Source organism: Burkholderia aenigmatica (assembly GCF_048627025.1).
Taxonomy (GTDB): domain Bacteria; phylum Pseudomonadota; class Gammaproteobacteria; order Burkholderiales; family Burkholderiaceae; genus Burkholderia; species Burkholderia aenigmatica.
Map to the genome: position 1 here is coordinate 257296 of NZ_CP184470.1, position 13197 is coordinate 270492.

Here is a 13197-nt window from a genome sequence, read left to right on the forward strand (position 1 = left end):
GCAACCGGTGGGCGCCGGAGAGGTGGTGCCGTTCACATTCTAGGTCCCGAATCGGGCGGCTGCTTGCCCGCTTGGCCTGCTTGCGGCCGGAGGCGGCCTGCCGTCGAGCGTGTCATGCGCTGCACGGCTTTGCCGGCATCGGGGCGATGCGACGACAGACTGAAATGACGCGGTCCGGAAGCCAGCCGGAAACCTTTCAGTTCCCTTCGCAATTGGTTATGCTGCGGGACGATTAAAAACGACGAGAGAACGCGCCGCTCCCGATGGAGCCGACGCGCCGTTTCCGACATGAACTTGAAACGACAGACGGGCCGGCCGGGCCTGCCGGGTGGCGAGGGCGATCCGGCATCGTCGGCAGGCACGACCCGAAACGGCATTCCGCACACACGCAGCACGAAGGGGGAGGCTCGCAGGCCCGGCTTCTGGAAGGCCACGGCCTTGCTGGCGGGCGCGGTCGTGCTGTTCGGCGGCGCGGCCATTGCAGCGCCAACCGAAGACGGCAGCAACGCCGTCGCGGCGTCGTCGGCCACCCCGCCTTTCGCCCCGGCCCAGTCGGCGTGCACGCACGTGGCTGCCGCAGCGGCCTATCCGGTCGCCGCAAAGCCCGAAGCCGCACCGCCGCTCAAAGGCCGCGTGACGGACGCCACGGGCGTGCTGAGCGCCGCCTGCACATCCGAGCTGACCGACCGCCTCGCGGCGCTCGAACAACGGCTCGGCGTGCAGATCGCGATCCTGCTGGTCGGGTCGACCGGGCAATCGACGATCGAACAGTTCGCGACCACCGTATTCGACCAATGGAAGCTCGGCAAGGCCGAGGTCAACAACGGCCTGCTGCTCGTCGCCGCGCTCAACGACCATACCGTGCGGATCGAAGTCGGCTACGGGCTCGAAGGCACGATTCCTGACATCGTCGCGGGCCGGATCATCCGTGAGCGGATCGTGCCGGCATTCCGCGAGAACCGCATCGAAGGCGGCATCAGCGATGCGGTGGACGCGCTGGCCCGCGAGATGATGCCGGCGGACGTCGCCACGCCGGAGCCGGCGGTACCCGCGACGGCGCCCGGCGGGCGCGACGACGCATACGAAACGGCCACGGCGACCACGACGAATGCCACGAACGCACCGCCTCGTGACGCACGGGCCGGCGGCGAACAGTACCAGTCGAACGGCCTGCCGGTGCGGAAACGGGCGAATACGGGCGGCGTGCGGTTCTGGTTCCTGCTCGGGGTGGCCAACGTCGTGCTGGGCGTGGTCGCGCAGTGGCGCCAGTTGCGCCGCCGGGTGGCGCTGCTGGCGGCGTGGCTCGTGGCGGCCGTCGTGCCGATCGTGATGCTGCCGGTCGGCACGATCTTCAACGGCAATCTCGAAGCCATGCTGGGCGCCGCGTTGTTCGTCCCGGCGGCGGCCGGTGTCGCGCCGTGCCTGCTCGGCATCAACCTGTTCCTGTCGGCGCGTGTGCGCAAATACACGGCGATCGTGGGCGGGACGCTGTTCATGATCATCGCGATCGGGCGCGAGATGGACTATTCGGTCGAGGAAGTGTTGTCCGGCATCTTCGGCGTGCTGTGCGTGCTCGCCGTGATCTGGGCGAAGTTGATGGGCATCGGCTCGTCTTCGTCGTCTTCCTCGTCCGGCTCCCGGTCGCGCTCGAGCGCCGATTCGTTCCGCGGCGATGGCGGTTCGAGCGGTGGCGGCGGTGCATCGGGCCGCTGGTAGCCACCGCGCGCAGCGTGCCTGCGCCCCCGTTTCTTTTCACCTACCGCTCCACCCGGAGCGTTCAACCGGAAACATCCACCATGAAATGGTTTCGAATCCTGCTTGTGTGCTGCGTGCTGGCTCCGCTCGCGGGGTGTGGCTATAACGCGATCCAGTCGTCCGACGAGAACATCAATGCCGCGTGGTCCGAAGTGCTGAACCAGTACCAGCGCCGTGCCGACCTCGTGCCGAACCTCGCCGCGTCGGTGAAGGGCTACGCGTCGCACGAGGAACGCGTGCTGACCGAGGTGGCGTCGGCCCGTGCGCGGGTGGGCAGCGTGCAGATGACGCCGGAGATGGCAAAGGATCCGGCCGCGCTCGCGGCGTTCGACCAGCGGCAGGGCGAGCTGTCGGGTGCGCTGAGCCGGCTGATGGTGGTGTCCGAGCGTTACCCGGAGCTGAAGGCGAACGAAGCGTTCCGCGACCTGCAGACCCAGCTCGAAGGCACGGAAAACCGCATCGCGGTCGCGCGCGGCCGCTACATCAAGACGGTGCAGCACTACAACGTGCAGATCCGCCAGTTCCCGGGCGTCGTGATCGCGAAGATCTTCGGCTACCAGCCTCGCCCGAACTTCGGCGTCGCGAACGAGGCGGCGATCTCGACCGCGCCGGCACTCGACTTCTCCGCGCAACCGCAGTCGCCGAAGGCGAACACGAACGCGGCCGGCGAGTAAGGCCGGCTCACCCACTCAAGCGCTCAGGGCTTGCGCGCGGCCGCCTTTGCGAACGCGCCGCGCACCTCGAAGCTGATCGCATCGGCGACATTGCCGCGCGCGTCGACGAGTTCGAGCCGGTGCCGGCCCGGCCACGGCAGCCACGCGATGCGATCGGCGTGCCCGATCACCTTGTCGTCGAGCCGCCACGCAAACTTCGTGGCGCGCCCGGCCGAACGCTCGAACCAGATCCGCTGGTTCTTCGGCGGAATGTCCGGATCGATCGCGAAGATCGTGCCGTCGGTCGGCGTGCCGATCGTCAGCGGCGCGCGCGCGCCGTCCTTGCCCGGTGTGACGGGGGCGGCGAGCCGGATCGTGTCGACCGCCGTTCCCGCGATGAACCACTCGTTGCGTGACGGTTCGATATCGCGTTCGAACGTGATGCGGCGCGTCTCGACCCCGGCCGGCGCGCGTGGCGCACGGCTCGGCTGGTCGCGGTGCAGGTAGCCGACGACCGCCGACCACACCGGCGACGCACCCGTGACACCCGACACGTCCCACATCGGCGAACCGTCCGCATTGCCGACCCACACGCCGACCGTATAGCGCGACGTGAAACCCACCGTCCAGTTGTCGCGCATGTCCTTGCTCGTACCGGTCTTGACCGCCGAGAAGAAGCGCGTCGCGAGCGGATTGTCGAAGCCGAACGTGCGTACACGCGCGTTGTTGTCGGACAGGATGTCGGTGACGACGAAGCTGGCCGCCTCGCTGAACACGCGCGTACCGTCGGCGGCGCGGGCGGGTGACGTGGCCGGCGCGCCGGCTGCGCCGGATGCGGGAGCCGCCGCTGGCACGTCGATGACCTTGCGCGCGACGCCGCCGTTCGCGAGCGCGCGGTACGCGTTGGTCAGCGACAGCAGCGTGACGTCCGCACTGCCGAGCGCGAGGCTGAAGCCGTAGTAGTCGCCTTCCTGCGCGAGCGGCAGGCCGAGCGCGGTCAGCGTGCGCGCGAAGCGGTGCGGCGTGACGAGCACGAGCGTGCGCACGGCCGGCACGTTCAGCGAGCCGCCGAGCGCGCTGCGCACGCTCACCCAGCCCTTGAAATCCTTGTCGTAGTTCTGCGGAATGTACAGGCCGCCGCCGGCGGCGAGGTTGATCGGCGCATCGTCGAGCAGCGACGCGGCCGTCAGCCGTTTCTCGTCGATCGCCTGCGCATACAGGAACGGCTTGAGGGTCGAGCCGGCCTGGCGCGGCGCGAGCACGGCGTCCACGTCGCGGGCGCTCGACAGCGCGCCCGACGATCCGACCCACGCGCGAATCTCGCCGGTCGCGTTGTCGATCACGACGACCGCGCCGTCCTGCACGTTGCGCCGATGCGCGGGCGCGTTGAGTTCGGTCAGCGCGCGCACCAGCGTGTCGCGCGCGAAGCGCTGCAGCGGCGCATCGAGCGTCGTGCGCACCTGCGCGCCGGCCGTTGGCCGGACCTCGGCCGCGATGCGTCGCGCGAAGTGCGGGGCGAGGGCGGCGCCGTCGTCGCGCGCGGCGCTGGCCGGACGCGCGGTGACGAGTTGCACGTAGCCGTCGAGCGATGCGCAGGCCTGCTCGGCATGCATGTCGCGCAGGATCCGGCACGCGCGCTCGGCGACTTTCGCGGGCGTTGCGTTGGGCGCGCGCACGAGTGCGGCCGCGATCGCGGCTTCGCGTGCGTCGAGGCCCGATGGCGCCTTGCCGAACAGCACCTGCGACAACGCGCCGAGGCCGATCGTCTCGCCGCGGAACGGCACGAGGTTCAGGTACGCCTCGAGCACCTGGTCCTTGCGCCAGCCGCGTTCGAGCAGCAGCGCGTTGACCGCCTGCGACGCCTTCTGCGGCAGCGAGCGCTGGCCCGACCGGCGCGGCGAATCGCTGAGCAGCCCGGCGAGCTGCATCGTGACGGTCGATGCGCCGCGCGTGCGCTCGTTCCACAGGTTGCCCCACGCGGCCCCGGCGATACCGCGCCAGTCGACGCCGCTGTGTTCATAGAAGCGCTTGTCTTCGGACACGACGATCGCTTCGCGAAACGCGGGCGACACGTCGGCGAGCGACACCCAGTCGCCGCGCCGTTCGGTGAGGTCGACGCGCGTGCGCTGCAGCGGCGTGCCGTCGCGCGCGAGCAGCACCCAGTCGGAGCTGCGCCAGTTGCGGCGCACTTCGTCGTAGCTCGGCAGCGCGTGCGCGACGAGCGGCGCGGCCAGCACGATGGCGACCAATACGCGGCCGGCGAAACGCGCCGGCCGCGGCAATACCAGATCGATCATCACGGTCTCGTTACTTGCCCGCGTCGGCCGCCTTCACGGTCATCGGCGGGTTCGGCCACAGGCCGTACACGGACGGCGCGTACAGCGCCTCGACACGCGTCGGCGGCAGCCCGAACGTGCCGACGTTGTTCAGCCGCACCGTGTACTCGACCGAGAATTTGCCCTTCGGCAGATAGTCGTAGTACGCGCGGTAGCCGTCGAAGTCGCGCTCGATGAACGCAGGCCACGCGCCGTCCGGCGTCTTCTCGCCCTGCGTCGCGGCTTCGGAGTCGCGGCCGAGGCCCGAACCGAGGATCGTCGACCCGGCCGGCACCGGATCGTTGACGACGACCCACGTCATGTCGCTCTGCGCATCGATGTCGAGATGCACGCGCACGACGTCGCCGCGCGTCAGCACGCCCTTGACGGCGGGCGACACGGGCGTGACGGTCTTCGTGATCCGGTAGCCGGCCGCGAACGGCGAACGCAGCGGCACCGCCGCGAGGCTTTCGATCGTGGCCCACGGGCGGCCCGTGCCGTCCTGCGTGACGGACAGCGTGGCCGGCGCCTGCGACGCGCGCGGCCACGGCAGCATCACGCTGCGGGCCGCGGCGGCGCGGGTGGCCGGGGTGGCCGACGCCGGCGTGTCAACGGGCGCGGGTGCCGATGCCTGCGACCACGAGATCGTGCGCTCGTCGCCGCCGAGCGCGACCTTCGTCGCGCCGGCCACCGGCGTGCTCTCGTAGGTGCGCGAGAAGCGCTCGACCGCGAGCAGGCCGAGCGCGTTCGACGTGGTCGTCTGCCATGCGCCCTGGCGCTGCAACGCGAGCAGGCCGGCGGTCACGCGCGGCATCTCGTCCTTCCACGCCGGGTCGCCCGCGAATTCCAGCGCGAGACGTGCCGCGTTGGTCTCGTTGCTGGTCATCAGCCACCACAGGTCGTCGTCGCGCGCGGTCGAGAACACGAGCTGCGTGCCCTGGTACGTGAGGCGTGCCCGCAGGATCTGTTCGACCTGCGCGCGTTTCTCGTCGCGTTGCGGGATGTCCTTCACGCGCGTCAGGATCGCGTGATAGTCGATCACCGCCGAGGTCGGCCACTGGTTCGGCGCGATCTCGATCGAGCCGAGCATGCGGCCCTGCGCGGCGCCATAGCGCGACAGCGCCTCGATCGCGGCGAGCTTGCGCAGGTCGCGATCCTGGCGCGGCGCCCACGCGTTGCGCTCGAGGCGGCCGTCGACGAAGCGCGCGAGCCCGGCCTCGAGCTGCGTGCGCAGGTCTTCCGGCAGCGCGAAGCGCGGGTCGAGACGGCTCGCCTCGTCGGACACCACGAGCAGGTACGACGACAGCGTCGCGCTGCCGGCGTGCGAATCGTCGGACGACGGCGGGAAGTAGCTCGCGAGCCCGTCGCTGTCGAGATAGACGGGCATGCGGGCGATCAGCGCCTGCCATTGCGCCGGGTCGCGCAGGCCGATCGCGCGCGAGGTCTGCTGTTCGAGGCAGCGGTACGGATAGCGTTCGAACCAGCGTTTCACGCCAGGCAGCCCGTCGGCAAGCTTCGACTGCAGCGACACCGCGATGCCGCCGCGCGGCAGGCCTTGTGCGTTGTTCGCGGCGCCGGCCGGGGAGGCCACCGGCACCGTCAGCGTGCCGTCGACTTGCGCGAGCGTCGCCTGCTGGACCGTGACCGGCAGCGCGGGCACGACCTTCTGCGCGACCGCCAGCGCGTCGGATGCGCGCTTGCCGCCTTGCTCGGCTGCTTCGATGCGCCAGTTCAGCGCGCCGGCCGCGTCGATCGCCTGTTCGGGCACGGTGATCGTCCACGCGACTTCGGTTGCCGTATTGGCCGCGAGCGACACGGTTTGCGGTGCGACCTCGACACCCGTCACGCGCGGCGTCACGACGACCTGCATCGCACGGTCGGTCGTGTTGCGCAGTGTGACCTGCGCGCGGAACGCGTCGCCTTCGCGCACGAGCGGCGGCAGGCCGGAGATCAGCTGCAGATCCTGCGTGCTGCGGATCGACGTGCTGCCGGTGCCGAAGCGGTCGGGGCCGACCGCCGCGATCGCGACGATCCGGAAGCGCGTGAGCGCGTCGTTCAGCGGTACTTCGACGGTTGCGCTGCCATTGGCATCCAGCGTCACGCGCGGATTCCACAGCAGCAGCGTGTCGAACAGCTCGCGCGTCGGCGCGCTGCCGCCACCGCCGCCGGCCGGCACGGCCTTGCGGCCGAAGTGGCGGCGGCCCACGATTTCCATCTGCGCGGTGGCCGTCTCGACGCCGTACGCGCGTCGCCGCAGCATCGCGTCGAGCAGGTCCCAGCTGTTGTTCGGCATCAGTTCGAGCAGCGCCTCGTCGACGGCCGCGACCGCGATCTGCGTGCCGGCCGGTGCGGGCTGGCCGTTCGGCAGTGTGACCTTCACGTGTGCCTGCGCCTTGCTGCGCACCGTGTAGCGCGTCGCGTCGGTCGTCACGGTCACGCCGAGGCGGTGCACGCCCGTGCCGACCTTGATCTCGCCGAGGCCGTAGCGGAACGCGGGTTTCGACAGGTCGACGAACGCGGTCGGCGCTTCATAGTGACGGCCTTCGCGCCAGAATGCGCGTGCCCATTCGACCGGTGCCTTCCAGCCCCACGTGAAGAACGAGTACCACGGCACTTCGCGAATCCGGCCGCGCAGTGCGAGCACCGACACGTACACGTTCGGCCCCCACGATTCGCCGACCTTCAGGTCGACCGTCGGGTTCTTGCCGTTCAGCTCGACGATGTGCGTTTCCATCACGCCGCCGCGTTCGACCGCCACCAGCGCGGTTGCGTAGCGGAACGGCATGCGCACCTGGAAGCGGGCGGTTTCGCCCGGTTCGTACGAGGTCTTCTCCGGGATCACGTCGATCCGGTCGGTGTTGTCGCCGCCGAACCAGAGCTCGTCCTCGCGCGTGACCCACACCGACGTCGATGCGTTCGACGTGCGGCCGTCGCCGTCCTTGGCCACCGCGATCAGCTGCACGTTGCCGGCCTGTTCGAGCGTCGCGTCGCAGGCCATGCGGCCCTTGTCGTCGGTCTTGCCCGAGCACAGCACGCCGAGGTCGCGCGTGTCGCTCTTGTTGTCGTAGGCGTAGAAGCCGCCGACCATCCGCTTGCGCGACGACGTCGTGATGTGCGCGACGCCCTTGATCTCGATCGGCACCGACGCGCGCGGCTTGCCTTGCAGGTCGACCGCCAGTGCCTGCACGGGCACGTGCTGGCCGACCGATACCCAGCGGCCCGCCTTGACACCGGCCACCACCGCGGCCGGCCACAGGATCGTGTCGCCGCGAATCGTCTGCACTTCGCCGTTCGGGTCGGCGAACGTCGCTTCAAGCGCGATGCGCTTCGGTGCGTCGACGTCCGGCAGGCCCTTGAGCGTGACCGAGCCCGCACCGTTGCGGTCGAGCGTCAGCGGCAGCTTGTCGGCGATCAGCTTCGTCGCGTCGGGATCGTTGTTCGACGCCGATGCGTTGTCGCCGTCCTGCGAATCGTCGTCGGCATTGCCGTCGCTCGCTTCGGGGCGATACGGCGTGAAGCTGAAATCTTCGAAGCGATCCGCGAACGGCGGCGAGGCCCACTTCATCAGCGCCGACACCTGCACGGGCAGGTTCGATGCGCCGCCGCCCGACACGTAGTCGATCTGCACCGCGAGCGGCGCTTCCTTCACGGCGACGAGCGGGCTCTTCTGCGCGTCGCGCGCACCGATCGATCCCTTCAGCACCGGCAGGCGGAACGCCTCGACGCGGAAGCTACCGCTGTAATAGGTGGCGGTTGGAGCATCTTCCGGGCCGCCTTCGAGTTCGACGCTGTATTCACCGAGCTTCGCGGCGGCCGGCAGCGTGAACTGCGTGTCCGCGCTGTGGTCGGCTGCCCACGTGAGCGGCAGCTTGTAGGTCTGGCCCGTGCCGAGATGGCGGATCGTCACGCGCGTCGGGTATTGCGCCGGGAACGCGAGGCTCTGCAGCGTCTCGGTGCGGATGAAATGCTTCATCGACACGGTTTCGCCCGCGCGCAGCAGCGTGCGGTCGAATACCGTATGCGCGCGCACGGTCCGCGCGCTGTCGGTGTCGGTCGGCACGTTGAAGCGCCACGATTCGATCCCGCGGTTCCAGCCCGAGCTGACGAACGCCATGTCGGGGCCCGTCTTCGGATCGTTCACGCGGGCCGACACGAAGTAGTCGTCGAAGCGTTGCTCCGAATCGGACGAGCTGCAGGCGCGCTTCGATTCGAACGCGCCGTCGATCTTCAGCAGGCCCTGCGCATCGGTCGTGCCGGACGCGATCTCGTCGCCGTTGCAGTCCGACACGCGGATCTGCGCGTTCGGCACCGGCTTGCCCTTGTCGAGCGTCGTGACCCACACGAGGTTGTTTTCGCGGCCCTGTTTCAGGTGTACGCCGAGGTTGGTGACGAGCACCGTGGTGCGCACGTACATGCTCGACGGCTTCGCGAGCAGCGAGCGGCCGAGCGCGGGCGACGCGAGTTCGAGCACGTAGAAGCCGGGCTTGTCGATCGGCACGCCGACGACTTCGAACGGCCGCAGTGCCTTCGGGTCCGCTTTCGGCAGCGTCAGCGCCTGCACGCCGGGCTGGCCCTTGAGCAGCGTCAGCGAGCGCACGTCGATGCGGCGATCCTTCGGCGCAGGCGCCTTCTCGCCGGCTTCACGCGGCACGTAGACGGGGTGCTGGCCCTTGCGTTCGAGCAGGCCGGGAATCTGGCTGTCGATCGAGCCGGCCGTCATCGACCAGTTGTCGAAGCGGTCGACCGTGCGCATCCACTGACGAATCGCGGTGTCGTCGTCGACCTTCAGGTTCGAGAACTGCGCGCCCTGGGTGTTGAGGCCGTCGATATGCAGGTCGGCCTCGACGTTGCGCAGCGTGACGGGCACGAGCGCGGGCGTATCGGGTTCGGCGAAGCGCTCGACGATCCCGAAGGTGCCCGACGAGAACTTCGCGAGCGGCGGCATCGGCGCGGTGCGCGTCGCGAGCGGGAACAGGTCGGCGTTGGACAGCGAGCGGTCGGTCACGTCGCGCAGGCCCGACGGCAATTCGATCGTCAGGCCGGCCTGCTCGGGCAGCGGCGGGTTGAACGTGACGGTGGTGACTTCCTCGCTCTTGTCGTCGGCCGCGAAGGTCGGCGACAGCGAACCGTCAGGACCGCGCAGCTTGATCGCCTCGGCGTTCTTGCGCGAGATCGGCGCGTTGAACGACAGCGTGAGCGGGCGCAGCGGCGTGCAGGGTGCCTTTGCGTTCTCGCGTTCGCACGAGAAGCTCGCGGCGAACGGTGCGCGCACGGTGAAATCGAAGCGCCGTTCCGTTTCGTTCGGAATGCCGCTCGGGCTCGTGACGCCCTTGCCGTAGACAAGCTGCATCTTGGCGCTCGCCGGCAGCGCCTGCGCGCACGACAGCGTCAGCACGCGCGCGGCATCCTTCTTCAGCCCGAAGTGATCGAGCAGTGCGTTGCGCGCATCGTCGTCGGCGGCCGTGACGGGAATGCGGTTGCCGATGCCGGCCGCTTCGCACCAGATGTTCGCGAGCGCCGAGCGCGGTTCGGCCGGGCCGTTCAGCTTCAGCACGAACATCTGCCGTTCCTCGATCTCGCGCGAGCCGGGGCGGACGTTCACCGGGAACGGGCCACCCGTCTGGAACGTGAAGCGGCGCGGGCCGCTGGCCGCATTGCCGGCGACCGAGCGCAACGTGTCGTTGAGCGCGACCGAGCAGCGCACGCCGGGCGGCAGGTCGTTTTCGAAATCGTAAACCCAGGTCTTGTCGTCGAGCCAGTGACCCTGGCCGCGCGCGGCCGTGGAGTCGTTGCAGGTGACGCGTGCGGGATTCGGCGCGGAGGCCGAGCCGAACGCGACCATCGGTTCGTCGAACTTCATGACAGTTTGACGCACTTCGGTGACGGTGCCTTGCGGCGATACGCTCACCGTGCGCGCCGCGCCCGCATGCAGCGACAGCGCCGTGGCGCCGCCGAGCGCCGCGACGGCGCCGATGCGCCAGAGCAGCCGGATGGTGTGGTGGGTTCGTTTCGCTTTGTTCTGTTTGTCGTGCTGCTTCATCGCTCGATTGCCCTCGGAGGGAAGCTTTCTGTTTGATTGCACGGGATTCTAACCGACCGGCATGCACGCAGAACGAGGCGAGCAGGATGTCGCCGCCGCGCGACACGCGCACGGTCGAGTCGCAGAATTGTCGCGTCGACGACACAAAAAGGCCGTGAAATGTCGATTGTCTCGGATGGCGGAACATTTAATGGACTATAAAAGGATTGTTCGATCCAGTTTGTGCGCGTACATTTCAGGGCCGCGCTAAAGTTTGATAAATATCAAGCGTGGTTTTCCCGAATCCGGTGTTCGAGAGAAGGAAACATGCACAACGACAACACTCCCCACTCGCGTCGCACTGGCGACGCAGCCGTAACAGGCATCACACGGCGTCAATGGCTGCAGGGCGCACTGGCGCTGACGGCGGCGGGCCTCACGGGCTCGCTGGCGATGCGGGCCCTGGCCGACGATCCCGGCACCGCGCCGCTCGAAACGTTCATGACGCTCTCCGAAGCATTGACCGGCAAGAAGGGGCTGAGCCGCGTGCTCGGCCAGCGCTTCCTGCAGGCCTTGCAGAAGGGCTCGTTCAAGACGGCCGACAGCCTGCCGCAACTCGCCGGCGCACTCGCGTCCGGTTCGCTGAATCCCGATCAGGAAGCACTCGCGCTCAAGATTCTTGAAGCGTGGTATCTCGGTATCGTGGACAACGTCGTGATTACCTACGAAGAAGCATTAATGTTCAGTGTCGTATCCGATACGCTCGTGATCCCGTCGTATTGCCCCAACAAACCCGGCTTCTGGGCCGACAAACCGATCGAGAGGCAAGCCTGATGGCCGATACCGATACGCAGAAGGCCGACGTCGTCGTCGTCGGGTCGGGTGTCGCAGGCGCGATCGTTGCACACCAGCTCGCGATGGCGGGCAAGTCGGTGATCCTGCTGGAAGCCGGCCCGCGCATGCCGCGCTGGGAAATCGTCGAACGCTTCCGCAACCAGGTCGACAAGACCGATTTCATGGCGCCGTACCCGTCGAGCGCGTGGGCGCCGCATCCGGAATACGGCCCGCCGAACGACTACCTGATCCTGAAGGGCGAGCACAAGTTCAACTCGCAGTACATCCGCGCGGTGGGCGGCACGACGTGGCACTGGGCCGCGTCGGCGTGGCGCTTCATCCCGAACGACTTCAAGATGAAGACGGTGTACGGCGTCGGCCGCGACTGGCCGATCCAGTACGACGACATCGAGCATTACTACCAGCGCGCCGAAGAGGAACTCGGCGTGTGGGGCCCCGGCCCCGAGGAAGACCTGTACTCGCCGCGCAAGGAGCCGTACCCGATGCCGCCGCTGCCGTTGTCGTTCAACGAGCAGACGATCAAGAGCGCGCTCAACGGCTATGACCCGAAGTTCCACGTGGTGACCGAGCCGGTCGCGCGCAACAGCCGCCCGTACGACGGCCGGCCGACTTGTTGCGGGAACAACAACTGCATGCCGATCTGCCCGATCGGCGCGATGTACAACGGCATCGTGCACGTCGAGAAGGCCGAGCAGGCCGGCGCGAAGCTGATCGACAGCGCGGTCGTCTACAAGCTCGAGACCGGGCCGGACAAGCGCATCACCGCCGCGGTCTACAAGGACAAGACGGGCGCCGACCATCGCGTCGAAGGCAAGTACTTCGTGATCGCCGCGAACGGCATCGAGACGCCGAAGATCCTGCTGATGTCCGCGAACCGCGATTTCCCGAACGGCGTCGCGAACAGTTCGGACATGGTCGGCCGCAACCTGATGGACCACCCGGGCACCGGCGTGTCGTTCTATGCGAACGAGAAGCTGTGGCCGGGCCGCGGCCCGCAGGAGATGACGTCGCTGATCGGTTTCCGCGACGGCCCGTTCCGCGCGACCGAAGCCGCGAAGAAGATCCACCTGTCGAACATGTCGCGCATCAACCAGGAAACGCAGAAGATCTTCAAGGGCGGCAAGCTGATGAAGCCCGAAGCGCTCGACGCGCAGATCCGCGACCGTTCCGCGCGCTTCGTGCAGTTCGACTGCTTCCACGAGATCCTGCCGCAACCCGAGAACCGCATCGTGCCGAGCAAGACGGCCACCGACGCGGTCGGCATTCCGCGCCCCGAGATCACCTACGCGATCGACGACTACGTGAAGCGCGGCGCCGTGCATACGCGCGAGGTCTACGCGACGGCCGCGAAGGTGCTGGGCGGCACCGAAGTCGTCTTCAACGACGAGTTCGCGCCGAACAACCACATCACGGGCGCGACGATCATGGGCGCGGATGCACGCGACTCGGTCGTCGACAAGGACTGCCGCACGTTCGACCATCCGAACCTGTTCATCTCGAGCAGCTCGACGATGCCGACCGTCGGTACGGTGAACGTGACGCTGACGATCGCGGCGCTCGCGCTGCGGATGTCGGACACGCTGAAGAAGGAAGTCTGACC

General features: G+C 68.5%; 6 protein-coding genes. 4 read left to right on the top strand and 2 right to left on the bottom strand.

Going from position 1 to position 13197, the window contains the following annotated elements:
• The first annotated feature begins 288 nt into the window (after positions 1-288).
• Together ACN8ZM_RS33535 and ACN8ZM_RS33540 are read left to right on the top strand one after the other, a co-directional pair.
• Complete coding sequence (locus ACN8ZM_RS33535) at positions 289-1716, top strand: TPM domain-containing protein (RefSeq protein WP_420213149.1); 1428 nt, start codon at positions 289-291, stop codon at positions 1714-1716.
• A gap of 80 nt (positions 1717-1796) precedes the next feature.
• A complete protein-coding gene (locus ACN8ZM_RS33540) occupies positions 1797-2429 on the top strand; it encodes a LemA family protein (RefSeq protein WP_043184368.1) in 633 nt (210 codons plus the stop codon).
• 23 nt (positions 2430-2452) lie between these two features.
• On the opposite strand, the gene pbpC is transcribed toward ACN8ZM_RS33540, so the two are convergent.
• Together pbpC and ACN8ZM_RS33550 are read right to left on the bottom strand one after the other, a co-directional pair.
• Positions 2453-4705, bottom strand: a complete 2253-nt coding sequence (gene pbpC, locus ACN8ZM_RS33545; protein ID WP_420213150.1) for a penicillin-binding protein 1C — start codon at positions 4703-4705, stop codon at positions 2453-2455.
• A gap of 10 nt (positions 4706-4715) precedes the next feature.
• Entirely contained in the window at positions 4716-10763 is a 6048-nt protein-coding gene (locus ACN8ZM_RS33550) for an alpha-2-macroglobulin family protein (RefSeq protein WP_420213151.1), read from the bottom strand.
• A 306-nt stretch (positions 10764-11069) separates the two neighbouring features.
• Here ACN8ZM_RS33550 and ACN8ZM_RS33555 point away from each other — a divergent pair, with 306 nt between their 5' ends.
• Positions 11070-11576 (top strand): sugar dehydrogenase complex small subunit, encoded by a 507-nt coding sequence (locus tag ACN8ZM_RS33555; RefSeq protein ID WP_420213152.1) that lies wholly within the window; start codon positions 11070-11072, stop codon positions 11574-11576.
• Entirely contained in the window at positions 11576-13195 is a 1620-nt protein-coding gene (locus ACN8ZM_RS33560) for a GMC family oxidoreductase (protein ID WP_420213153.1), read from the top strand. The genes ACN8ZM_RS33555 and ACN8ZM_RS33560 overlap by 1 nt, the downstream gene beginning before the upstream one ends.
• Positions 13196-13197: the final 2 nt, after the last annotated feature.

Coding starts and splice junctions, on each gene's coding strand:
- ACN8ZM_RS33535 (WP_420213149.1), top strand. CDS start 289: ATGAACTTGAAACGACAGACGGGCCGGCCGGGCCTGCCGGGTGGCGAG.
- ACN8ZM_RS33540 (WP_043184368.1), top strand. CDS start 1,797: ATGAAATGGTTTCGAATCCTGCTTGTGTGCTGCGTGCTGGCTCCGCTC.
- pbpC (WP_420213150.1), bottom strand. CDS start 4,705: ATGATCGATCTGGTATTGCCGCGGCCGGCGCGTTTCGCCGGCCGCGTA.
- ACN8ZM_RS33550 (WP_420213151.1), bottom strand. CDS start 10,763: ATGAAGCAGCACGACAAACAGAACAAAGCGAAACGAACCCACCACACC.
- ACN8ZM_RS33555 (WP_420213152.1), top strand. CDS start 11,070: ATGCACAACGACAACACTCCCCACTCGCGTCGCACTGGCGACGCAGCC.
- ACN8ZM_RS33560 (WP_420213153.1), top strand. CDS start 11,576: ATGGCCGATACCGATACGCAGAAGGCCGACGTCGTCGTCGTCGGGTCG.